The sequence below is a fragment of the Blattabacterium cuenoti genome (assembly GCF_014252375.1).
GTDB lineage: Bacteria > Bacteroidota > Bacteroidia > Flavobacteriales > Blattabacteriaceae > Blattabacterium > Blattabacterium cuenoti_AH.
On sequence record NZ_CP059221.1, the window covers coordinates 32,357 to 58,642 of the forward strand.

Genomic DNA, 26,286 nt, shown 5'->3' on the forward strand with positions numbered 1-26,286 from the left:
ATAATAAACATGGGTTTTATATTTAATTTTCTTATATTACTTGGAACATTTGGAACCACAGAAATAGTGGTGATAGTTATTCTTGCACTCTTACTTTTTGGTGGAAAAAAAATTCCGGAATTAATGAGAGGTTTGGGAACAGGACTAAAAGAATTCAAAAAGGCTTCAGAATCTGATAATGATTCTGATTCTAATTCTGATTCAAAAAAATAGTTAATTTAATAATATATATTCTTTTTATATTTCGGCATTTATAATATTTTTTTCATTTATAAAAAATTTTTCAATTCATACTGAAAAACTGAAAAAAAATTAATGAATGACGAAAACGAAAAGTATTATATTTTTCTTATTTATTATAAAAAGTTTAATTATTAATTTAAACCTTAAGTTATTTAATTATAACTATAAAAAATCTATTTCAGATGATAAAAAAAATACAATAGATACGAATAAAAATTGTTTTCTTTATAAAAAAATATATGAAAAATGTACAAAAGGAGGAATGTGGTTATTACCATTTGGTAATAAATTTTTTTTTAAAAAAAAACAAATTGAAAAAAATATCATTGATTATTCATTATATAATTCATCAAAAAATAAAAATATTGATTACTTAAGTAAAAATGAATTAAAATTAAGATTAAAAAAAATCAATAAAAAATCCCAAATAAAAATTATAAAATATAATAATATAGTATATAAAACTGTATTAAAATATTTACGAGCAGGTAAATATATAGGAAAAATAATATCATTATCAAATTATTATTTTCCAATGTTTGAAGAAAAACTAGAAAAATATGGAATTCCTATAGAATTAAAATATTTGGCAATTGTAGAATCAAGTTTAAATCCTATTATAATATCTAATTCAGGAGCAAAAGGAATATGGCAATTTATGCCTAAAACTGGAAAATCATATAATTTACATACAAAAAATGTTTATGATGAAAGAAACGATCCAGTTAAATCTACCGAAGCTGCCTGTCGTTATTTAAAATATCTGTATATGAATATAGGTAATTGGGAACTATCATTAGCTGCATATAACTCTGGACCAAATATTGTAAATAAAATTTTGAAACGTGGTAAAAACAAAAAAAATTTTTGGAAATTATGGATATCATTTCCTAATGAAACAAAAAATTATGTACCTAAATTTATTGCAGTAAATTACATAATGAATTATTATAAAAAACATAATATATCTTCATATATTCACTTTCCAAAATATAGTATTAGAGATACTATACTAATACCTGTAAGAAAAAAAACACGTTTGATTTTTGTTTCCGACATACTTAATATTCCAATTCATGAACTAGTTTTATTAAATCCTAAATATTCAAAAGGAGTTTCAAAAAAAAATAATTTATTATTAAGAATACCCAGAAATAAAATTTTTTTATTAAAATATAGAAGTATTATTCGTGAGGATTAATTTTTTCAATATATTAAGTAAATATTTTTTTAATTACTTTATGAAAGAAAAAGTTGAACAAAAAAAAAAATTTTTAGAATCTATTTTGGATAAAATGGATAAAATGTATGGAAAAGGAACAGTTATGCGTATGGGTGAATCTGGCTTAAAAAATTTAGAAACTGTATCATCTGGATCAATTAGTGTAGATATAGCTTTAGGAATAAAAGGATTTCCAAAAGGTCGTATTATTGAAATATTTGGTCCAGAATCATCTGGAAAAACTACTTTAGCTCTTCATGCCATAAATCAATCTCAAAAGTTAGGTGGATATGCCAGTTTTATTGATGCAGAACACGCTTTTGACTGTTTTTATGCTGAAAAAATAGGAATTAATACAAAAGAATTAATTATTTCCCAACCAGATAATGGAGAACAAGCATTAGAAATAGTAGATAATTTAATAAAATCTGGGGTAATAGACATTGTAGTAGTAGATTCTGTAGCGGCATTAACACCTAAAAGTGAAATAGAAGGAGAGATGGGGGATTCAAAAATAGGATTACAAGCAAGATTAATGTCACAAGCATTGAGAAAATTAACATCTAGTATAGGTAAATCTAAAAGTATATTAATATTTATTAATCAATTGAGAGAAAAAATAGGAACATATGGTAATCCTGAAGTTACTACTGGTGGAAATGCATTAAAATTCTATTCTTCTATAAGAATAGATATAAGAAGAGGAGCACCAATAAAAATAGATGATAAAATAATAGGAAATAGAACTAAAGTAAAAATAGTAAAAAATAAGCTATCTCCACCCTTTAAAATAGCTGAATTTGATATTGTATATGGAGAAGGAATTTCAAAAACAGGAGAAATTTTAGATTTAGGAGTTAATTTAGGGATAATAAAGAAAAGTGGATCTTGGTTTAAATATAAAGATTTATCCTTAGGTCAAGGAAGAGATTCTGCTAAAGAATTTTTAAAAGAAAAAAATAATATTATTAATGAAATACAAAGAAATATAATAAATAAATATTAGAATATTATGAAAATTACTTTTTTAGGAACTGGAAATTCTCAAGGAATACCTATCATCGGTTCTAATAATCCTGTTTGTTTATCTAAAAATAAAAAGGATAAAAGATTAAGAAGTTCAGTATTAATAGAAATTAATTATCAACATTTTTTAATAGATTGTAGTCCTGATTTTAGATATCAAATGTTAAAAAATAACTTTAATAAGTTAGATGCTGTTTTAATTACACATGAACATTATGATCATATAGGAGGAATAGAAGATATAAGACCTTTTAATTTTATAGAAAAAAAAATTAAACATATCCCAATTTATGGATTAAATAGAGTATTAAAAAATATAAAAAAAAGATTTTTTTACATATTTTCTTCAAAAAAAAAAAATATTTTAAAAATTTCATTTAACGAAATAAATAATTATAATAATTTTTTTTATATTTTAAACATAAAAATATATCCATTATTAATATGGCATGAATGTCTATCCATTTTAGGATTTCGTATAAAAAATATTGCATATATAACAGACGCTAGTATTATACCAGATAAAACTATTGAAAAATTGAAAGGACTAGATATATTAATATTAAATATTTTAAGAAAAAAATCGTATAAAAATTTTTTTTCACTTTCAGAAACTTTAGATATTATTCGAATTATTAAACCTAAAAAAACATATATAACGCATATTAGTAATAAATTTGGATTTCATGAAAAAATAGAAAAAAATTTACCAAAAAATGTTTATTTAGCTTACGATGGTTTAGTTTTATAAATATTTAAATTATTATGAACTTTTTTAAAAAAATATTTTTGTCTAATAAGACAACATCTATTTTATTATTATTATTATCATTATCAATGGCAATAGCTACATTTGTAGAAAAAAAATATTCAACTGATATTGCTAAAATATTCATATATGAATCAAGATGGTTTGAGATTATTATTCTACTAATTTTAATTAATTTAATTGCAAATATATATAAATATAAATTATGGAAAAATAAAAAAATACCAGTTTTAATTTTTCATTTATCATTTATATTAATTATAATTGGAGGTTTTATATCAAGATATTTCAGTTATGAAGGTATAATCTCCTTAAGAGAGGGAAATACAACTAATAAAGTTAAATCTCAAAAAAGTTATATAAAATTAGAAATTAAAAAAAAAAATTATAAAAAATTTTTATACGATCCATATATACTTTCTAAGTATTATAACAATTATAATAAAAAATTTTTTTTTAATAAAAATCCGTTAAAAATAAGAATTTTAAGATTTATTTCATGTCCAAAAATAATTTTATCAGAAAAAAATCCATTAGAAAAAATTATAAAAATTATATATATAGATAAAAATAGTAGAAAAGAAACATTCATTAAAAATGGGGAAAGTATTGAAATAAATAAAATTCCTTTTTCTTTTAATAAAAAAATATCTAATGGAATTACAATTTTAGAAAAAAATGGGATAACATATATAAAATCTTCATTTATTGGAAAAAAAATAAATATGATAAATGGAAAATCATATTTTATTATTAAAAATAAACCTGAAATACTAGAAAACAGATGCTTATATGAAGTAAAAATTAATGAATATAAAAAAATTAATTGGGTAATACCTGAAGGTATTGTAAATGGAGAATTGAAATATATAGAATCATGTGATGATAATGAAGAAAATAATAATTCTATTAATACTATAATAGCAGAAGTAATTTTTCAAAAAAAACGAAAAATAATAACATTTTCAGGTGGAAAAAATTTTACTAAAATGAGTAATCCTATATTTATAAATAATTATAAAATATCTATAGGATATGGATCAAAATTATTGAATCTTCCATTCTATTTACATTTAAACAAATTTGAATTAAAAAATTATCCAGGTTCTGATCTTCCATCCTCTTTTATGAGTTACATAACTATTATAGATAGAAATATTAATCATAATCATTTGATTTATATGAATAACGTATTAAATTATAAAGGATATAGATTGTTTCAATCCGGATATGATTTTGATAAAAAAGGTACTCATATTTCTGTAAATAACGATTATTTAGGTACTTTTATTTCTTATATAGGATATGCTGCTATGAGTATTGGAATGTTTATAAATTTGTTTTGGAAAGGAACTAGATTTTCATTTTTAATAAAAAAAATGTATTTATTAAAAAATAAAAAAATACTACCATTTTTGATTATATTTTTTTTCATTTTTTTTGAAAAATCATATTCAAATGACGAAATAAACCATTATAAAAAAGATTATTATGATATAGAAACATTGTCAGATTATATAAATATTCCAAAAAATCATTCAGAAAATTTTGGTAAACTACTAATACAGGATTCTAAAGGAAGAATTAAGCCAGTTAATACTATGGCAATAGAATTATTAAGAAAAATTTTTAAAAAAGATAATATAGGAAATTTAGATGCTAATCAATGGTTTATTTCTATTCATCAAGATAATGTTTTTTGGATGAAAGTTCCTTTTATTAAAATAGATAAAAAAATAAAAAATAAAATACTAAAAAAAATAAGATTAAAAAATTATAAAAAAGATCATGTTTCTTTAATAAATTTTTATAAAATAGATCCGAATACATTAAAATTAAAATTTCTTCTAAAAGAGGATTATAAAAAATCTTTTTCTAAGAATCCAATTGATAGAAATGAATACGACAAATCAATAATAAATATAGCAGAAAGAATTGGAATTATTCATGAAATTTTTCAAGGAAAATATATCAGAATTTTTCCAATAATTAACGATTATAATAATACATGGTCAAGCTGGATAAGACCTGATAATAATAAATTATATCCATTAGGTTTATCAATGTTTAATAATTATTTAAAATCTATATTTATTTCTCAAAATGAAAAAAACTGGGACATAGCAAATGAAGAAATAAATAGAATAAAATTGTTTCAAGTAAAGAATTCTAAAATAGCTCTACCTTCAACTAATAAAATTAACGCAGAAATAATTTATAATAAATTAAATATATTTTACTATTTATCTTTTTTATACATGATATTAGGAGTAATTTTAATTATAAATTCTTTTATAAAAATTTTTTTACAAAAAAATTTTTTAAATATATTACATAGTATATTATTAATTATTTTATCAATTTTATTTATAATAAATTCTGCTGGATTAATTACTAGATGGTATATATCTAATCACGCTCCATGGACAAATGGATACGAATCTGCAATATTTATTAGCTGGTGTGTATTAGGAGTAGGATTCTTATTTAAGAAAGATAAATTTTTGGTAGGAATAACATCTTTAATTTCATCTATTTTATTAATGATTGCACATGGAAGTGCAATGGATCCAGAAATAACAAATTTAGTTCCAGTATTAAAATCATTTTGGTTAATTATACATGTTGCGACTATAGCGTCTAGCTATGGTTTTTTTTTTACTGGATCTGTATTAGGTTTTTTTGTATTAATATTTTTTATATTAAAAAAATTTTTTCCATATAAAAAAAATAAAATTTCTATTCAAATAGAAAGATTCACAATAATTAATGAATTATGTCTTACTGTAGGTATATTTTTATTATCTATAGGAACATTTCTAGGATCAATTTGGGCTAATAATAGTTGGGGTAGATATTGGAGTTGGGATCCTAAAGAAACATGGGCCATGATTAGTATCATGATATACGCTTTTACCCTACATATTAGATTAATTCCATCAATGAAAAATAAAATTATTTTTAATTTTTTAAGTGTTTTATCAATTAGTTCTATAATAATGACTTATTTTGGGGTTAATTATTATTTATCAGGTCTTCATTCATATGCAAAAGGTGATGCAGTATCTATACCAAATTGGATATATTTAAGTTTAATTATATTATTTATTGTTACAATAATAGCTTATTTTTTTGAAAAAAAAAATAAAAAAAATATTTTTTAAGTGTATAAAAAAAAAGGAAAAAATTTATTTAGAGACGTATTTGGAAATTTTTTTTTTGTAAAAAAATTTTTAATTTTTACTATTGGACTTATATCTTATTATAAATATAATGGATTTAATAAATTATTATTGAAAGGGACAGAACATATTAAGAATCTACCTGAACAAAAAGTTCTTTTTGTTTCTAATCATCAAACTTATTTTGCAGACGTATTTGTCATGTTTCATGTGTTTTGTAGTATAAAGAACGGTTTTATAAATACTATTAAAAACCCAATATATTTATTAAATCCAAAAGTAAATTTATATTATGTCGCAGATGAAAAAACTATGAAAAAAAATTTTTTGTCAAAATTATTTATTTATTTAGGAGGAATTACTGTAAAAAGAACATGGAAAAAAAATAAAAAAGTTGATTGTTTATTATACATGTCAGAAATTTCTAAAATGGGAAAAGCATTAAATGATGGATGGTTAATCACCTTTCCACAAGGTACTACTAAAGCATTTGCACCTGGGAGAAGAGGTGTAGTACATATAATTAGAAAATATAATCCAATTGTTGTCCCTATTGTTATAGATGGATTTTATGATGCATATGATAAGATAGGAATTAATATAAAAAAAAAAGAAATATTTAAAAAAATGATATTTAAAAAACCAATTAAAATAGATATTAAAAAAGAAACAACAGATAACATTATGGAAAAAATAATGGATTCTATAGAACAATCTAATAAATACAAAATTAAAAATAAATAATAATAATAATTAATTAATTTATTAATAATTTCATTTTATTATGAAATACGAAAAAATAAAAAATATTTTTATTGATTTTTTTAAAAAAAAAAAACATAAAATATATCCTTCTTTTCCAATTTGTTTAAATGATAACTCGTCTAGTTTTTTTGTTAATTCAGGAATGAATTATTTTAAGGATTATTTTTTAGGATATAAAATTTCAAATTATTTAAGAGTAGCGAATATACAAAGATGTATTAGGGTTACTGGAAAACATAATGATTTTAAACAAGTTGGGTATGATAACTATCACCATACAATGTTTGAAATGATGGGAAATTGGTCATTTGGAGATTATTCAAGAAAAAAGGCTATAGAATGGGCATGGGAATTATTAGTAAATAAATATGGTATATCTCAAAACGATATATATGTTACTATATTTAAAGGAGATAATAAAGATAAATTATTATTAGATGACGAAAGTTTAAAATACTGGAAAAATTTTGTTAATAAAGATCATATACTTTTTTTTGGAAAAAAAGATAATTTTTGGGAAATGGGTGATAATGGACCATGCGGCCCATGCACAGAAATTCATATAGATTTACGTAATAATAAAGAAAAATCAATAATTTCAGGAAAAAATCTTGTAAACCAAAACCATCCTAAAGTAATAGAAATATGGAACATAGTTTTTATAGAATTTTTAAGAAATTTTGATAACAAATTAATATCTCTTGAGACAAAACATGTTGATACTGGAATGGGTTTAGAAAGATTATGTATGGTATTGCAAAAAAAAAGTTCTAGTTATGAAACTGATATATTTTATCCAATTATTAATTCAATAAAAGAAAACATAATTTACAAAAATTTAAATTTAAAACAAAAAATTTCCATACAAATAATAGCAGATCATTTAAGAGCTGTAATTTTTTCTATATATGATGGACAAACTCCATCAAATAAAGAATCTGGTTATATAATAAGAAAAATATTACGTAGGGCAATTATTCACGCTTATTTTTATTTAAAAATAAAAGATCCTTTTATATATACTTTTTCTGATATTATTATAAAAAAATTTTTACCAAAAAATATAAATAAAAAAAAATATATAATTGATACAATTAAAGAAGAAGAAATTTTATTTATTAATGTTATTAAAAATGGATATAAAAAAATACATCATATTATTGAATACACTAAAGAAAATAAAGAAAAAATTGTTGATGGAAATATAATATTTAAATTACATGATACTTATGGATTTCCATCAGAAATATCTAAAATATTTGTAAAAAAACACAATTTATCAGTTGATGAAAAAACATTAAAAAAAAGATTATTAGAACAAAAAAATAAATCTAAAAAATATAACAATATAAATATAATTTTAAGTCCTTGGATATATTTAAATAATAAAAATAAGTATGATAAAATTAATAATTCGTTTATAGGATATAATACATTGAATTGTGATATATATATAATAAAATATAGAAAAATTTTTTATAAATTAGAAGAAAGAAATTACTATGAATTAGTATTTAATAAAACACCTTTTTATCCTGAAAGTGGTGGACAAATAGGTGATACTGGTTTCATAAAAAATAATTATGAAAAAATTGATATTATTAATACAATTACTGTAAATGATGATATTATACATATTGTAAATAAATTACCACATAATATTAACTCTATTTTTAACTCATTTGTTGATAAAAATAAAAGGATGGAAATAGAATGTAATCATACATCTACTCATTTGTTATTATTTACACTAAAAAAAATATTAGGTGATCATGTTAAACAAAAAGGGTCTTATATAAATAATAATTATCTAAGATTTGATTTTTCTCATAATGAAAAAATATCTTATGAAAAATTAATTTATATTGAAAATTTTGTACAAGAGTTAATTTTTTCTTCTATTCCTATAAAAGAAAAACAATTTTCTTCTTTTAAAGAAATTAAAAATTTTATATCTTTTTTTGATAAAGAAAAATATAAAAATTATAAAAAATTACGTGTAATCTCTTTTGGAGATTCACATGAACTTTGCATAGGAACACATGTAAAAAATACTGGATCAATTCAAATATTTAAAATATTGTCAGAAAATTCCTCTTCTTATGGAATAAGAAGAATTAAAGCAATAACTTATAAAAAAGCAATTAAATATTTAATAAATTCTTATTATAAATTTAGTAATTTAAAGAAAAATTTTAATTGTAATAATATATCAAAAATGATAATTCATCTTAAAGATAAAAATAAAAATCTTGAAAAAAAGATATCAAAAATATTTTTAGAAAAGATAAAAAATATTAAAGATGAATATAAAACAAAAATTATATATTTAAATGATATAAAATATATATGTAATATATATTATAAAGAAGAAAATAAAAATGAGAATCTTTTCAAAAAAATTGGTATGGATTTAGTAAAAGAAATTTCAAACCTATTTATGTTCACTGGATTCATAAAAAATGGAAAATATTTTATTTTTATTTTTATATCATATAATTTAATAAAAAATAAAGAAATTAATGCCAATGAAATAATGAAAAAAATTGTTAAAAATAAATATAAAACAAAACCATTGGGAAAAAATAATTTTTCTTTTATGATTGGTAATAATAAAAATGAAATAAAATATATATTAAATGATATGATTAAATATATAAAAGAAAAATTTTCTAAAAAAATAATTTTAAATTAAAATTTTTAAAATGTTTAAATTTAATAAAATGAAATTATCATATGGATGATAGATTTTCTTTTCTAAAAGATATTCATTTTATAGAATACTTGTACAAAAAATACAAAATTGATCCTAATTCTATAGAATCAAGTTGGAATTATTTTTTTAACGGATTTGATTTTGGAAAAAAAAATTTAAAAAATAATGAATCATTAATTTATAAAGATTTAATAAATAAAGAATATTCTGTATTTAACTTAATTCAATCTTATAAAAATATAGGTCATTTTTATACAAATATAAATCCACTAAAAGAATGTAAAAATAATTTAAAAATAAAAGAATTTGGATTTTCTGAAAATGATTTTGAAAATTTATTTGAATCAGGAAAATTAATAAATATTGGAAAATCATCATTAAAAAAAATTATCAATTTTTTAGAAAAAATTTATTGTGGTTCTATAGGTATAGAATATTCACATATATATGATAAAAATAAAATTAATTGGATAGAAAAAAAATTTATTAAAAATAAATTAATGTCTTTTTCTTCAAAAGAAAAAAAATTTTTTTTGAAAAAACTTAATGAATCTACAAAATTTGAAAATTTTGTTCATACTAAGTTTACAGGACAAAAAAGATTTTCTATAGAAGGTAATGATTCAATTATTATTCTTTTAGAAGAAATGATTAAATATTCTTCTAAAAATTATTCAACTAAAGAATTTATTTTAGGAATGTCACATAGAGGTAGATTAAATATTCTTTCTAATTTCTTAGAAAAAGATTTATCTAAAATATTTAGTGAATTCCAAGACAAAGAATATGAAAATAATATATTTTCAGGAGATGTAAAATATCATATGGGGTATAGTGGGGAAAAAAATATAGAAGAACTTAATAAAATAATTAATATTTATTTATTACCTAATCCATCACATTTAGAATCTGTAGACCCTATTGTTGAAGGTATGACTCGTGCAAAAATTGATACAATTCATAATAAAAATCATTATAATATAATTCCAGTTTTAATTCATGGTGATGCGGCTTTATCTGCTCAAGGAATTATATATGAAGTACTTCAATTATCTAAATTAAAAGGATATAAAACTGGAGGAACAATTCATATTGTTATTAATAATCAAATAGGATTTACTACAAGTGTTATTGAAGGACGTTCTAGTTTATATTGTACTGATATAGCAAAAATAATATCATCTCCTATTTTGCATGTCAACGCAGATGATGTTGAATCTGTAGCTAAATCAATACGATTTGCAATAGATTTTAGAATGAATTATAAGGAAGATATTTTTATAGATTTAGTTGGATACAGAAGGCATGGACATAATGAAGGTGATGATCCTAGATTTACCCAGCCTATTTTATATAAAAAAATATTTACACATCCTAGTTGTTATGAGTTATATAAAATTAAATTAAAAAAAGAAAATATTATAAATGATGATTACATAATAGATATAGAAAAAAAATATACAAAAATTCTTATAAAGAAATATGATGAATCAAAGAATATAAAAAAAAATGTTTTAATTCCATTTTTACACAAAGAATTTAAAGATATTCCTTTTGTTTTTGAAGAAAAAGAGTTTTTTAAAAAAATTGATACAAAATTTCCAATTAAAAATATATTTAATATTTCAAAAAATATATTTTCTCTTCCCAAAGAAAAAACTTTTTTAAAAAAAACAATATCTATTTTTTTTAATAGATTAGAGATGTTAAAAAAAAATTTGATAGACTGGAGTATGGCTGAAATATTAGCTTATGGGACATTATTATACGAAGGATATTCCATTCGGCTATCTGGAGAAGATGTAGCTAGAGGCACTTTTTCTCAACGTCATATAACAGTAAAAACAGAAGAAGAAGAAGAGATTATAATTCTTAATAAAAAATTTAATAATAAACAAGGAAAAATAGAAATATACAATTCTCCGTTATCAGAATATGGAGTATTAGGATTTGATTATGGATATTCAATGGTTACTCCAAATACTCTAACTATATGGGAAGCTCAATTTGGAGATTTCAGTAACGGATGTCAAATAATAATAGATCAATACATTTCTTCAGGAGAAGAAAAATGGAAAATACAAAATGGTATAGTATTGTTGTTACCTCATGGTTACGAAGGACAAGGTCCTGAACATTCATCTGCAAGGATAGAAAGATATTTACAACTATGTGCAAAAAATAATTTATTTATAGCAAATTGTACATATCCTTCTAATTTTTATCATTTACTAAGAAGACACATGAAACTAAAATTTAGAAAACCACTTATAATATTCACTCCAAAAAGTTTATTAAGGAATAAAAAATGTTTATCCTCTATAGAGGATCTATCTAATGGATCTTTTGAAGAAATTGTAGATGACAATTCAATATCAGATTATAAAAAAATAAAAAGAATAATTCTTTGCTCTGGAAAAATATATTATGATTTATTAAATAAAAAAGAATCAATTAAAGATTATAAAACTGCATTGATTAGAATAGAACAAATTTATCCTTTAAATATTAAAAAGATTAAAAATATTTTAGATAAATATGAATATAAAAAAGACATATTTTGGGTACAAGAAGAGCCTGAAAATATGGGATTATGGAGTTTTATTTTAAGAAAAATTGGAAATATAATTAAAATTAAATTAATATCTCCAATAGAAAATTCTAGTCCTTCTGCAGGATCTTATATTAACTTTATAAAAATTAAAAATAAAGTATTAGAAAAATCTTTTATTTTTTAGTTAAATTCAAATAATTATGATAATAGAAATAAAAGCGCCCTCACCTGGAGAATCAATTACAGAAGTAGAAATATCTTCTTGGCTTGTAAAAAATGGAGATTATGTAAAAAAAGGACAACTTATAGCAGAAATTGATTCTGATAAAGCTACTTTAGAAATTTTTTCTGAAGAAAATGGAATAATAAGTATTTTATATAAAAAAAATACTAAAATCTCAGTTGGAGATACTATATGTTTAATAAATACTGAAAATATAAAAAAAAAATCTAATATAATAAAAAAAATAGCATCTCCAGCTTCTGAAAAAATATTAAGAGAAAAAAATATATTAAAAAAAAACGTTGAAGGAACAGGAAAAAAAGGAAGAATAACGAAAAAAGATTGCATAGAACATGTTGTATGTAATTTACAAATCAATGAAAATGTAATAAGAAAAGAAACTAAAACACCTTTATCTTCTTTAAGAAAAAAATTATCTGAAAGATTAGTTAATGTTAAGAATAATTCAGCAATATTAACTACTTTTAATGAAATTAATATGCAAGAAGTTTTTTATATAAGAGAAAAATATAAAAATATTTTTAAAAAAAAACATGGGGTAAATTTAGGATTTATGTCATTTTTTACATTATCTTGTATAAGAGCATTAAAGTTATATCCAGATGTTAATTCAATGATTGATAAAGAAAATAATAAAGTAAACTTTAATTATTTTGATATTAGTATTGCAATATCTGGTCCAAAAGGATTAATGGTTCCTGTAATAAGAAATGTTCAAAAATTATCTTTTTTGGAAATAGAAAAAGAAATAGATAGACTATTAAAAAAAGTAAAAAATGGAACAATATCTATAGATGACATGAAAGGTGGAACTTTTACAATTACTAATGGTGGTATTTTTGGATCAATGTTATCTACTCCAATTATAAATCCACCTCAAAGTGCTATTTTAGGAATGCATAAAATCATAGATAGAGTTGTAGTAATTAATAATTCCATAAAAATATGTCCTATTATGTATGTAGCTTTGTCATATGATCATAGAATTATTGATGGAAGAGAATCAGTTGGATTTTTATCTTGTATTAAAGAAACAGTTGAAAATCCTATAAAATTTTTAATGAATGAAAATGAAAAAAATATCCCAAATATTCTAAAAATTTTATAATCTTTTTCTAAAATTTCTAAAAACAGGATTTTGAATATTTCTAAATCCAATATTTGATTTTTTTATTTGATTTTTTACTATATTTATTTGATCACGTAATATTCCAGATTTATCAATATTTTTTGCTTCTAATAAGAATAATTTTGCTTTTTCTTTATTTCCCTTTGATAAATAAACTATTGCTAAATTTAATTTAGCGATAGCTATATTATATTTAAATTTCAATCCATGAACTAAAGATTTTTTTATATAAAATTCTGACTTATTTATATCTTTTTCTAAAAAAAGTATTCCATTTAAAAAATAAAAATAAGCTATTTGATTTTTTGTAAGTTGAATATAAGGATTTTTAATATAACCTAAATATTTTTCTAATCCTTTCATATCTTTTTTACCTGCTTTTATAAATGCCATTAATAAAAATTCATTTTTAAATACAAAAAAAAGAAAAAGTAAACTTATCGTAAATAATATGAAACTAAATAAATAATTTTTTTTTATTACAAAAAAGAAAATAGATAATAAAAAAATTAATATAGATATTATAGTTTTTGTATATTTATTGTTTATTATCATATATATTATTGTTTATTATTTTTTTTTATCCAATTAATAAAATCTATATAATTTATTTCATTTAATTCATGTCCAGACTCATATTCTTTATAAAATATTGAGTATGTATTATTTTTATTAAGTATTTTTATTCCATTTCTAGCCCAATCGATAGGAATAATTGTATCATATTTTCCATGAGAAATAAAAAAATCTATATATTTATTTTCTTTAGAAAAAATAATTTTATCATCAAAATATCCACTTAAAGAAATAACTTTTTTTACTTTTTTATTTTTTAAAGCTATTCCATAGCTTATAATTGATCCTTGACTAAATCCACATATCCATACTTGATTACAATTAAGATTATATTTTTCTATTGATTTATCTATAAAATCAGATATAGTATTAATAGAATTTTTAGCTTGTTCTACATTAATAAATTTTTTTTTATCAGAAAAATTAATATCATACCAATAATATTTTAAATTTTCTTCAATACAATAAAGACCCTGTAAACTAATTATAAAAAAATTATTAGGAATATCTTTTTTAAAATAAAAAAGATTATTTTCATTACTTCCATATCCATGGATCATTAAAAATAAAGGAGAATATTTATTATATTTTTCTGGTTTTTTAAAAATATATTTTATGGAATTTTTTTCTTTATGTATCATATCAAATTAAAAAATTAATATAAAATAAAAAAAATTAATAATAAATATATTTTTATTTTAAATTTACTTTTACTTTAAATTATAATATATGAATTTATACGAATACCAGGGAAGAGAAATTTTAAAAAATTTTTCAATTTTTGTTCCAAATGGAATTATAGTTTCTTCCCCTGAAGAAGCTGTAAAAGCTGCAAAAATTTTATTTAAAAAAACTAAAAATAAATCTTTAGTTATTAAATCACAAATACATGCAGGAGGTAGAGGAAAGTCAGGTGGTATTCAGATAGTAAAAAATATTAATGATGTTTATAAAAAATCTAAAAATATTTTAGGAAAATATTTAGTTACACCTCAAACCCCAAAAAAAGGTTTAATTGTAAAAAAAATATTATTATCGGAAGATATTTATTCAGAATCATATTTAAATGATAAAAAATTGATAAAGGAATATTATTTATCAATAATGTTAAATCGTAATATAAAAAAAAATATTGTTATATGCTCTAAAGAAGGTGGAGTTAATATAGAAGAAATATCAGAAAATCCAAAAAAATTATATATAGAAGAAATAAATCCAATATTAGGATTACAAATATTTCAAATTAAAAAAATAGGATTTTTTTTAGAAATGTATAATAATGAACTTCTAAAAAATTTTTATTTTTTTCTAAAAAATCTTTATAAAGCATATACATATATTAACTCTACATTAATTGAAATAAATCCATTTATAAAAACATTTAATAATGAAATTATTCCAGTAGATGTTAAAATAACGTTAGATGATAATGCAATTCCTAGAATAAAAAATTATCTATATAAATTAAATATAACTCATAAAAAAAATAAAAATTTTAATTTTATAAAATTAAAAGGTAATGTAGGATGTATGGTTAATGGTGCTGGATTAGCAATGGCCACTATGGATATGATTAAATCATGCGGTGGAGAACCTGCTAATTTTTTAGATATAGGAGGATCTGCTGATGAAAATATAGTAAAAGAATCTTTTTTATTAATATTAAAAGATAAATCAGTAAAAGTTATATTAATAAATATATATGGAGGTATAGTCCGCTGTGATACAGTTGTAAAAGGAATTTTGGAATCATGTAAAATTAATTGTCCAATTAACATACCAATTATTTTTCGTTTGAAAGGAACAAATGAAAAAAATGCAAAAGATTTTATTTCTAGAACTAATTATATATCATCTATTTATATTACCGATACATTAAAAGATTCTTCTAATAAAATAAGAGAAATTTTATATAATTATTAATTATGTTGAATAAAAATATAATAGAAAAATATAAACCGAAAAAATTAGATGAAATAATTGGACAAGATGAAATAATACATTCTTTAATAAATAGTATAAAGAATAAAAATTTTTATAAATTTTTATTCTTTATTGGAAAAGAAGGTGTTGGTAAAAATACTTGTGCAAATATTTTAGCGAAAAATATAAATAAATATTTTTCAGAAAAAGAAAATACATATAATTTATATAAATTATATAGAATTTTTAGAAATCCTTTTAAAGAGACGTTATTAGATAAATTTTTTATAAAAAAAAATAATAATGATAGTCCAAATATTTTTATATTTAATAATTTTAATATAACCTATCTATCTAATATATTTAGATTAATAAAAGTTAATAACAGTATATTTATTTTTTGTATAAAAGAAAAAAAATTTTTTAATTTAATAGTAGAAAAATATCAATCATTTATATTTAAAGATATATCTGAACAAAAAATATTTTCCCACATAAACATGATTGTGAAAAAAGAAAAAATACAAATAGAAAAAGATGCTTTATACACAATTTCTAAATATTCAAATGGTTCAATTGGAAAAGCTATTACAATACTAAATAATATTTATTTAAATAAGAATATTATAACTAATAATTATATTATAAATAAGTTAGGGATTATTGATAAAAAAGATTTTTTTATATTAGTAGATTATTTATTAAATAATGATATAAATAAAGCATTAACTTTTATTAAAAAGATTTTTTTAGAAAAAGAGATTAAATATTTTATAATTGGATTAAAAAAACATTTTAGAAATTTATTTTTATCAAAAAATTTTAATAAATCATTAGATTTTATAAAAAAAAAAGAAATATTAGAATATTATGTAAAACAATCAAAAAATATATCTTATTATATTTTAAATAAAGCATTATATATTTGTTCTGATCTAGAACAAAAATATTTTTTGTATAAAAATATAGAATTTAATATAAAATCATTAATAGAAACAAGTATAATTCAATTATCATATTATTTTTCAAAAAAATTAAAAATAAATAATAATAATAAAATAATTTTTTTTAAAGAATCATGGAATAATTTTATACATAATATTCCAAAAAATTTATTATCCAATGAATTAATTAATTCATTAATTAATGATACAAAATTTAAAATATTAAATAATAAAACATTATTAATAGTTATTTCGTGTAACATAGAAAATAACAAATTAAGTTTAATTAATAAAAATTTTTATAAATTCTATAAAAATAGAATAGATAATTTATTTTTTAATTTTAAAATTGAAATTGAAAATAAAAATGATAATTCATATTTAAAAAATAAATTTCTAAATTTATTTATAAAACGAATAATTTCAAATAATTCTTAATTTTAAAATTAATGATTCACTACTTAAAAAAAAAAAAAAGTTATTTTTCTGTTTATTTAGATGAAAATATTAAAAATGATAATTTTAATTCTTCTTATGAAAATATAGGAAAAAACAAATCTAATTTAGGATTTTACAATAAAAATACATCGTTAATTAATAATACACCTATATTAAATCGTTTTGGAAAAAATTTAAATAACATAGCAATAGAAGGGAAGATAGATCCATTAATAGGAAGAGAGAATGAATTGGAAAGAATATCTCAAATCTTAATAAGAAGAACAAAAAATAATCCTTTATTAATAGGTGAACCTGGAGTTGGAAAAACAGCTATTGCTGAAGGATTAGCTCTTAATATAGTTAAAAAAAAAGTATCCAGAATATTATATAATAAAAAAATAATTATACTAGATATAACAAGTATAATATCAGGTACAAAATATAGAGGAGAGTTTGAAGAAAGAGTAAAATATATCATTGATGAATCAGAAAAAAATCCTAATATAATACTTTTTATAGATGAAATACATACAATTATAGGAGCTGGAACATATTCTACTGGATCATTAGATATATCTAATATATTTAAGCCAGCCTTATCAAGAGGAAATATTCAATTTATAGGAGCTACAACACTAAATGAGTATAAAAAATATATAGAAAAAGACGGGGCATTAGAGAGAAGATTTCAAAAAATAATTATAAATCCTTCTTCAGAAAAAGAAACTATTAATATATTAAAAAATATTAAGTATAAATATGAAAATTATCACAATGTAATTTATACTAAAGAAGCTATTAATGCCTGTGTTAAACTAACTTCTAGATATATTTCAGATAGATTTTTTCCTGATAAAGCTATAGATGTATTGGATGAATCAGGATCTAGAGTTTATATAAAGAATATAAAAGTACCACAAGAAATAATAATATTAGAAAAAAGATTAGAAGAAATTATAATAGATAAATCAAACGCAATAAAAAATAAAAAGTACAAAGAAGCGGCTGAATTTCGTTATAAAAAAAAATTAATAGAAAATAAATTAATAAAAGCTCAAAAAAATTGGGATAAATTTTCTAAAGAAAATAAAAATACTGTACATAAAAAACATGTTGAAGAAGTTATATCTATGATAAGTGGAATACCTATTAATAGAATAGATAAAATTGAAATAAAGAAATTAGATACAGTTATTAATTCCATAAAAAATAAAATAATTGGACAAAATGAAATAATAGAAAAATTTATAAAAGTTATTAAAAATAATATTTCAGGAATGAGAAATTTTGATTCACCAATAGGATCATTTATGTTTCTGGGAAAATCTGGAGTTGGAAAAACTTATTTAACAAAAATTTTATCCAAAGAATTATTTAATTCAGAAGACTCATTAATACGTATAGATATGAGTGAGTATATGGAAAAATTTTCTATTTCAAGATTAATAGGTTCTCCTCCAGGATATGTTGGTTATGAAGAAGGTGGGCAACTAACTGAAATTATTAGAAATAGACCATATTCAATAATATTATTTGATAAAATAGAAAAAGCACATCCTGATATTTTTAATTTATTATTACAAATATTAGATTATGGATATATAACAGATAGTTCTGGAAAAAAAATAAATTTTAAAAATACTATTATTATATTTATTTCAAATATTGAAATAGAAGATCTTATATCAGAATTTAAAAAAATAGGATACAAAACAAAATTAAAAAAAAATAAAAATAAATATAATAAAAGTATTTTGAAGAAATCATTAAAAAAAATATTTTCTTATGAATTTTTAAATAAAATAAACGATATTGTTATATTTAATTCATTAAATTCTAATGATATCTCTAAAATAATCATATTAGAATTAAATAAATTAATATCACATGTTAATAGTTTAGGATATAAATTGATTTTAGATTCTAAAATCAATAGTTTTATTAAAAAAATTGGGGTAAAAAGTGAATACAGTATTTCATCTATACAAAAATCAATAGATAAATATTTAAAAAATACTATATCTGAATCTATTGTTAATGGAAGTTTAAAAAAAGGATATAAAATTTTATTAAAGATGAACTATAAAAAAAATAATATAATAGCTTGTATAGACAAAAAATAAATAATTCTTTAAAAAAAAAAATTTTAATAATTGAAAAAATATTAGATTTTCTATATCCAAATCCTATAAATAATTTATATCATATAAATAATTACACATTATTAATATCTATTATCTTGACTGCAAGATGTAAAGAAATAAAGGTTAACAATATAACAAAAAAAATTTTTAAAAATATAAAATCCCCTTATGATTTAATTAAATTAAAAATATATAAAATTAAAAAATTAATAGAAGAATTAGGTCTTCATAATAAAAAATCTAAATATATTTATGCTTTGTCTAAAATATTAATAAAAAACTATAATGGTTCAGTACCAAAAAATCTTTATAAGTTAAAAATTTTACCAGGAGTAGGACATAAAACAGCATCTGTTTTTTTATCTAATGTATCTAATAAGTATCTATTTCCAATAGACACACATATACATAGAATGATGTATAGATGGAAATTAAGTGATGGGAAAAATATAAAAAAAACAGAAGAGAATGCCAAACTTTTTTTTAAAAAAAAAAAATGGAAAAAATTACATTTACAAATTATTTCTTATGGTAAAGAATTTTCTCCATCTCGTAAATGGAAATTAAAAAAAGACATAATTTATCAAGAATTACTAAAAAATAATTTATTATAAAAATAAAAATTTTTTAAATTAAAAAGGAAGATCATCAAAATCATCAGAAGATAAAGAAGATTGTGATGAAATTTCTTTTTTATTAGAAAGATTAGAATTTAAAATTACGTCTATTTTCCACCCTTGAATAGAATTAAAATATTTTATAACCCCATCTGGTGTTTTCCACTCTCTACCTTTAATATTAAAAAATACTTTTACTTTATCTTGTAATTTTATTATATCTAATAATCCAACTTTATCCTGAATAAATTCAATTAATATATTTTGAGGATAAGGTTCATCAGTAGTAATAACCAATTCTCTTTTTTTAAATCCACTTTCAAATTTTTGTAATTGAAGTATTTCCTTAACTTTCCCTATTATCTCCATATATTTTATTTCTTTTTATCTTTATTTTTATAATCCTTTATTTGATTAGATACGCTAAATGAAGTTATCATATTATTTAACATTTCATTTGCTGATCCAGGAGTATTAGGCAATAATATTAAATTAGTATTACTTTCTTTTCCTATAGATTGAAGAGTATCGTAATGTTGAGTAACAACAATTAGTGCTGATGCTTCATGAGAATTAATTCCCATTTTATTCAAAATTTCTATAGATTCTAAAATTCCTCTAGAGATCTCTCTTCTTTGATCAGCGGTACCTTTTCCTTCTAATTTTTTACTTTCAGCTTCTGCTTTTGCTTTAGCTACTATTTTTATTCTTTCAGATTCCGCTTTATATTCTGCAGCAACCTTTTCCCTTTCCGCTGTATTTATTCTATTCATTGCTGATTTTACTTGTTCATCTGGATCTAAATCTGTAACTAATGTTTTTATAATTGAATAACCATAATCCAACATTGATTCTTCTAATTCATTTTTTACAGCAATAGCTATATCATCTTTTCTTTCAAAAACATCATCTAATTTCATTTTTGGTACTTCAGCACGAACTACATCAAATATATAAGAAGTAATTTGAGAATGTGAATTATCAAGCTTATAAAAAGCTTCATAAACTTTATCTCTTATTACTTTATATTGAACTGAAATTTTTACTTTTACAAATACATTATCTTTTGTTTTTGTATCAATTAATACGTCTAATTGTTGAATTTTTAAGGATAATTTTCCTATAATACGATCTGCATAAGGAATTTTTAAATTTAATCCAGCATTACGTACACTGTGGAATTTTCCCATCCTTTCAATAATAACAGCAGTTTCTTGATTTACTACAAACAAAAAACTGGAAAGTATAGAAAAAGATGAAACAATTAATATTCCGTAAAAAAATAAATCAAAAATATTCATAATTATATTATTTATAATAAACCTAATTCTAAACGGGCTTCTTCACTCATAAATTCTTTACTCCAAGGTGGATCAAAAGTTAAATTTATTTTTACTTTTTTAACATTTTTTATAGATTTTATTTTATTTTCTATTTCTTTTGGTAAAGAATCTATTATAGGACAATTTGGACTTGTTAATGTCATTATTATTTTTACTTCATTTTCAGAAAAAATTTGAATATCGTAAATTAAACCTAATTCATAAATATCTACAGGTATTTCAGGATCATATATATTTTTTAATATAGATATTATACGATTTTTTAATACACTCTTATTACACATTTCTTTTCAAAAAATTTCCATTTATATCTAAAAAATGAATAGGATAACCTAAATCTTTTATTGACGAAATAATTTCTTTTGATTTACCTATAATTAAAATACTACCTTTATCAGTAGTAAAAAATTTACTACAAACCTTATTTACATCATCTACTGTAACTGATTGAATTTTTTTTACGAAATTTTTATAAAATCCATGTGGAAGATTATTCTTTTTTTCACATATAAAAAAATCACTAATTTTAGTAGAATCTTCTAAATCTAATAAAAATTGTCCAATTATTTCTTGTTTTTTAATATTTAATTCTTCTAAAGATATTTTTTTATTAACAATATTAGATAATTCATAAATTATATTTTTAACTGCATCTTTTGTAACTTCATTTCTTACTTTAGTATAAATAGAGAAATTACCAATATTTCTATCTGCATATAATATAGAATAAATACCATATGTATAAGCATTTTTTTCCCTTAAATTTAAAAATAGCCTACTATATGGTCCCTCTCCCAATATACTATTAGCTATAATAGAGGGAATATATAATGGATCACTCTTTTTTAGATAAACTGTTTTACCAAAACAAATATTAGATTGAGTTAAAAATGGAATATCTACTATATGTACTTCCATTTTATCAAATGATGGTGTATATATATTTTTATATTTATTTACATAAGATTTTTTTTTCCATTTAGATAAATAATTTTTACATAAAAATTTAACTTCTTTTTTAGAAATATCTCCTATAAAAGAAATATAAAATCTATTTGGTATATAATATTTTTTATATAATTTTTTTAAATCATCAATAGTTATATTATTTATGGTGTCAACAGTTTCATGTTCTCCATATGGATGATTTTTTCCAAAATAAATTAGATTTCTTACATTTTTTAATATGTTATTAGGATCTTTTTCATTAATTTCTATATTTGTTTTTATTTGTTTTGTTATATTTTCTAATTCTTCATTATTAGAGAATTTACAATTTGTTAATATCTCTATTAAAATAGATATTGATTTATTTAAATATTTTTTTAAAGTAGAAATTGTTATTTCATTAAAAGATGTATCAAGATTTATTCCCATGTAATCTATTATGGATTCTAATTCTTCTTTAGAATAATTCTTAGTACCAGATCTTAACATTCTACCAAAAACTTTTCTTATTCCTGACTTATCTTTTTCTAAAAATGGAATATAGTCTATTTCCAATGAAATTTTGACTAATGGTAGTTTATGATTTTCTACTAATAAAACTTGTAATCCATTTTTCAATAAAAAATAAACAGGTTTTTCTATATTTATATTAATATTTCTTTTCAATAATTTAGGAGGTATAGATATATCTTTTTTCATCATAAATTTAATTAATAAAAAGTTTAATATTAAGATTTTAAATGTTTTGGTATATTATATAAACAGACTCTATTATTTTTATTTAAATATTTATTAGCTACTTCTTTAATATCCGATGTTGTAACTTTCTTATAATTATCCATTACAGTATTAATTAAATTTGTATTTTTATAATATAAATTATAATGCGACAAATTAGATGCAATACCACTCATAAAATAATTACTATAAATAAATCCTTTTTCAAATAAATTCATTTGCTTATCTAATTCGTACTGTGTTATTCCTTTATCTTTAAGTAGTTCCACTTCTTTATCTATTTCTTCTAATAACTTTTTTAAAGAAACACCATGATTAATTATTCCATATATAGTAAAAACTCCATAATCTTCCATAACATCTAAAAATGTTCCAGCATATGCTGCTAATTGCTTTACATTTACTATATTTTTAATAATTCTTGAACTTTCACCTCCAGAAGAAATAATATAATCCATTATTTTTAATTTATAAAAATCATCATTTGAAATATTTGATGTTCTATAAGATAAAAATATTCCGGGGATTTTTGAATTTTTATCAAAAAATGTTGATACTATTTCTTCATTTATTGGATCCTCAACTGGAAAATTTATTGTTTTATTATATTTCTTTTTTGAATTAAATGAAAAATATTTGTTTACCAATTCTTTTGCTTCATTTAACTCAAAATCTCCTGTTATTACTAATATTGCATTATTAGGTGAATAATATGTATTATAAAATTTTTCATAATCTTTTTTTGTTGCTGCATCTAAGTCTCTATCACATCCAATTACTGGATATTTATAAGGATGTTTTTTAAATAATAAAGATGGAATTATTTCTGATAAAACCTTAGTATAAGGTTGATTATCCACTCTCATTTTTTTTTCTTCTTTTACAACTTCTCTCTGAATTCTTATACTATCATTATCAATTTTTGCATAAAACATTCTTTCTGATTCTAACCATAACGCAATAGGTAAACAATTAGATGGCATTATTTCATAATAGTATGTTTCATCTTGATTTGTATAAGCATTATTTTGGCCTCCATTAGAGGCAACATATTTATAATAATCACCTTTATTTATATTTTCTGATCCTTCAAACATAAGATGTTCAAAAAAATGTGCAAATCCAGTTTTTCCAGGATCTTCATTTTTACTACCAACATGGTATAATACTGATGTATATATTATTGGATTTCTTTTATCTTGATGATAAATTATATTTAATCCATTTGAAAGTTCTTCTTCTAAAAAATTAATTTTATAATCATTTTGAATTTTATTCATCATAATAATATCAGAAATTTAATTTTTATTGTAAGTTTAGATATATTTCTCAAATTAAGAAATTTACAATTTTATTTTAAAATAAATAATATAATATTTTTTTTCTTAATTTTCTTTGTTTAAAAATTATTTTATGAATTTTCGTAATTATGAATAAGATTTTTTTCCCTGTTATATTTTTATTATTATTTACTACTGCTACTGTTGTAAAATCACAAAATCTTATAGAAGGAGATGTTAATAATGGTAAAGATCTTTTTAAAAAAAATTGTACAGCATGTCATTCAATAGATTTGAAAAAAAAAATGGTAGGTCCTGCTTTATATGGAATAACAAAAAAAAGAAATCGTGAATGGCTACATAAATGGATAAAAGATAATAAATCATTAAGAAATAGTGGAGATAAGGAAGCAATAAAAATTTATAAAGAATATCAGGGTATAGAAATGAATTCATTTGCACAATTATCAAGTAAACAAATAGATGATATTTTATCTTTTATAAAAGATGAAAAATTAGAAAAAAATAAGAAAGATAAAGAAGAAGATAAAGACAAAGAAAATATTAATATTATTGAAGAAAAAAATTTTTTAATAAAATTATTTATATTATTCTTAATAATTATATTCATAATAATAATTTGGATATTATATAAAGTATTAATCTTATATAAACTATTATTTAAAGATAATGTTTTTTTTCCTAAAAAAGATTTATTTATAAAAATTATATATGAAAATTTTTTGAGAAAAAATTTAAGAAACTGGTATTTTTTATTATTATTTCTAATAACATTTGCAATATTTAATATATATTTAATATGGAATTTTTTAATGAAAATAGATGTTAACAAAGGATATGAGCCGAAACAACCTATTTATTTTTCTCATAAAATACATTCTGGAATTAATAAAATAGATTGTTTATATTGTCATTCGAATGCAAAATATGGAAAAGTATCAGGTATTCCATCTGCAAATATTTGTATGAATTGCCATATTACTATTAATGAATATAATGGAGATTATATAGAAAAGGGAAAAAGTAGAGAAGAATATAACAATGAAATTAAAAAAATTTATTATGCTATTGGATGGGATGAAAAAAAAATGAAATATACTGGGAAAATTCATCCTATAAAATGGATTAGAATACATAATATGCCTGATTTTGTATATTTTGATCATTCTCAACATATTATATCTGGGAATAAATCAATAAAAAAATTTAAAAAGGTTGAAACAGTATGTAATGCATGTCATGGAGAAGTTAATGAAATGAATCAAATTAAAATGTCAGAAGATTTTACAATGGGATGGTGTATTTCTTGTCATAGAAATATAGAATTTGATAAGGATAATAAATATTATAAAGAATATTTTTTAAAAAATAATAAAAATAATACAGAAAAAAATACAATTGATAAAATTGGTGGAACTGAATGTGCTAAATGTCATTATTAAAATCAATTATTAATATATT

At 20.0% G+C, this 26,286-nt stretch carries 21 protein-coding genes; 14 read left to right on the forward strand and 7 right to left on the reverse strand.

Going from position 1 to position 26,286, the window contains the following annotated elements:
• Positions 1-9: 9 nt before the first annotated feature.
• From H0H34_RS00155 to H0H34_RS00195, 9 genes are all read left to right on the forward strand, one after another.
• Positions 10-213: a Sec-independent protein translocase subunit TatA/TatB gene (locus H0H34_RS00155; protein ID WP_185873328.1), complete on the forward strand. Its 204-nt coding sequence runs from the start codon at positions 10-12 to the stop codon at positions 211-213.
• Between the two features lie 106 nt (positions 214-319).
• A complete protein-coding gene (locus H0H34_RS00160) occupies positions 320-1,444 on the forward strand; it encodes a lytic transglycosylase domain-containing protein (protein ID WP_185873329.1) in 1,125 nt (374 codons plus the stop codon).
• A gap of 40 nt (positions 1,445-1,484) precedes the next feature.
• Positions 1,485-2,471, forward strand: a complete 987-nt coding sequence (gene recA / locus H0H34_RS00165; RefSeq protein ID WP_185873330.1) for a recombinase RecA — start codon at positions 1,485-1,487, stop codon at positions 2,469-2,471.
• A 6-nt stretch (positions 2,472-2,477) separates the two neighbouring features.
• Positions 2,478-3,242 carry an MBL fold metallo-hydrolase gene (locus H0H34_RS00170; protein ID WP_185873331.1) on the forward strand — a complete coding sequence of 255 codons (765 nt, stop codon included), beginning with the start codon at positions 2,478-2,480 and terminating at the stop codon, positions 3,240-3,242.
• Between the two features lie 14 nt (positions 3,243-3,256).
• Positions 3,257-6,424, forward strand: a complete 3,168-nt coding sequence (gene ccsA / locus H0H34_RS00175) for a cytochrome c biogenesis protein (RefSeq protein WP_185873332.1) — start codon at positions 3,257-3,259, stop codon at positions 6,422-6,424.
• Entirely contained in the window at positions 6,425-7,186 is a 762-nt protein-coding gene (locus H0H34_RS00180) for a lysophospholipid acyltransferase family protein (protein WP_185873333.1), read from the forward strand.
• Between the two features lie 40 nt (positions 7,187-7,226).
• A complete protein-coding gene (gene alaS / locus H0H34_RS00185) occupies positions 7,227-9,902 on the forward strand; it encodes an alanine--tRNA ligase (RefSeq protein WP_185873334.1) in 2,676 nt (891 codons plus the stop codon).
• A gap of 41 nt (positions 9,903-9,943) precedes the next feature.
• Positions 9,944-12,661: a 2-oxoglutarate dehydrogenase E1 component gene (locus tag H0H34_RS00190; RefSeq protein WP_185873335.1), complete on the forward strand. Its 2,718-nt coding sequence runs from the start codon at positions 9,944-9,946 to the stop codon at positions 12,659-12,661.
• Positions 12,662-12,677: 16 nt separating this feature from the next.
• Positions 12,678-13,829, forward strand: coding sequence for a 2-oxo acid dehydrogenase subunit E2 (locus H0H34_RS00195; RefSeq protein ID WP_185873336.1), 1,152 nt, complete (start codon positions 12,678-12,680; stop codon positions 13,827-13,829).
• On the opposite strand, the gene H0H34_RS00200 is transcribed toward H0H34_RS00195, so the two are convergent.
• Complete coding sequence (locus H0H34_RS00200) at positions 13,824-14,405, reverse strand: hypothetical protein (RefSeq protein ID WP_185873337.1); 582 nt, start codon at positions 14,403-14,405, stop codon at positions 13,824-13,826. The two genes, H0H34_RS00195 and H0H34_RS00200, sit on opposite strands and share 6 nt — an antisense overlap.
• A 5-nt stretch (positions 14,406-14,410) precedes the next feature.
• Positions 14,411-15,067 carry an alpha/beta hydrolase gene (locus H0H34_RS00205; RefSeq protein WP_238785455.1) on the reverse strand — a complete coding sequence of 219 codons (657 nt, stop codon included), beginning with the start codon at positions 15,065-15,067 and terminating at the stop codon, positions 14,411-14,413.
• Between the two features lie 88 nt (positions 15,068-15,155).
• Here H0H34_RS00205 and sucC point away from each other — a divergent pair, with 88 nt between their 5' ends.
• The 4 genes from sucC to H0H34_RS00225 are packed head-to-tail and all read left to right on the forward strand — an operon-like array spanning position 15,156 to position 20,492.
• Positions 15,156-16,349, forward strand: a complete 1,194-nt coding sequence (gene sucC / locus H0H34_RS00210) for an ADP-forming succinate--CoA ligase subunit beta (protein WP_185873338.1) — start codon at positions 15,156-15,158, stop codon at positions 16,347-16,349.
• 2 nt (positions 16,350-16,351) lie between these two features.
• Positions 16,352-17,731 (forward strand): hypothetical protein, encoded by a 1,380-nt coding sequence (locus H0H34_RS00215; protein ID WP_185873339.1) that lies wholly within the window; start codon positions 16,352-16,354, stop codon positions 17,729-17,731.
• A gap of 11 nt (positions 17,732-17,742) precedes the next feature.
• Entirely contained in the window at positions 17,743-19,857 is a 2,115-nt protein-coding gene (locus tag H0H34_RS00220) for an AAA family ATPase (RefSeq protein ID WP_185873340.1), read from the forward strand.
• Positions 19,839-20,492: an endonuclease III domain-containing protein gene (locus tag H0H34_RS00225; RefSeq protein WP_238785456.1), complete on the forward strand. Its 654-nt coding sequence runs from the start codon at positions 19,839-19,841 to the stop codon at positions 20,490-20,492. Before H0H34_RS00220 ends, H0H34_RS00225 begins: the two co-directional genes overlap by 19 nt.
• 18 nt (positions 20,493-20,510) lie before the next feature.
• Here the strand turns inward: H0H34_RS00225 and H0H34_RS00230 are convergent, their stop codons facing one another.
• Genes H0H34_RS00230 through H0H34_RS00250 form a run of 5 tightly spaced genes read right to left on the reverse strand, consistent with a single transcriptional unit; the run spans position 20,511 to position 24,807 of the window.
• Positions 20,511-20,864, reverse strand: a complete 354-nt coding sequence (locus H0H34_RS00230; RefSeq protein WP_185873341.1) for a DUF3127 domain-containing protein — start codon at positions 20,862-20,864, stop codon at positions 20,511-20,513.
• A gap of 5 nt (positions 20,865-20,869) precedes the next feature.
• Positions 20,870-21,796: an SPFH domain-containing protein gene (locus H0H34_RS00235; protein WP_185873342.1), complete on the reverse strand. Its 927-nt coding sequence runs from the start codon at positions 21,794-21,796 to the stop codon at positions 20,870-20,872.
• 11 nt (positions 21,797-21,807) lie between these two features.
• Positions 21,808-22,122 carry a DUF59 domain-containing protein gene (locus H0H34_RS00240; RefSeq protein WP_185873343.1) on the reverse strand — a complete coding sequence of 105 codons (315 nt, stop codon included), beginning with the start codon at positions 22,120-22,122 and terminating at the stop codon, positions 21,808-21,810.
• Complete coding sequence (locus tag H0H34_RS00245; RefSeq protein ID WP_185873344.1) at positions 22,115-23,488, reverse strand: M16 family metallopeptidase; 1,374 nt, start codon at positions 23,486-23,488, stop codon at positions 22,115-22,117. Before H0H34_RS00245 ends, H0H34_RS00240 begins: the two co-directional genes overlap by 8 nt.
• Positions 23,489-23,514: 26 nt before the next feature.
• Positions 23,515-24,807, reverse strand: coding sequence for a M16 family metallopeptidase (locus H0H34_RS00250; RefSeq protein ID WP_185873345.1), 1,293 nt, complete (start codon positions 24,805-24,807; stop codon positions 23,515-23,517).
• Positions 24,808-24,953: 146 nt separating this feature from the next.
• Between H0H34_RS00250 and H0H34_RS00255 the strand changes: the two genes are divergently transcribed.
• Positions 24,954-26,267, forward strand: a complete 1,314-nt coding sequence (locus tag H0H34_RS00255) for a c-type cytochrome (RefSeq protein ID WP_185873346.1) — start codon at positions 24,954-24,956, stop codon at positions 26,265-26,267.
• Positions 26,268-26,286: the final 19 nt, after the last annotated feature.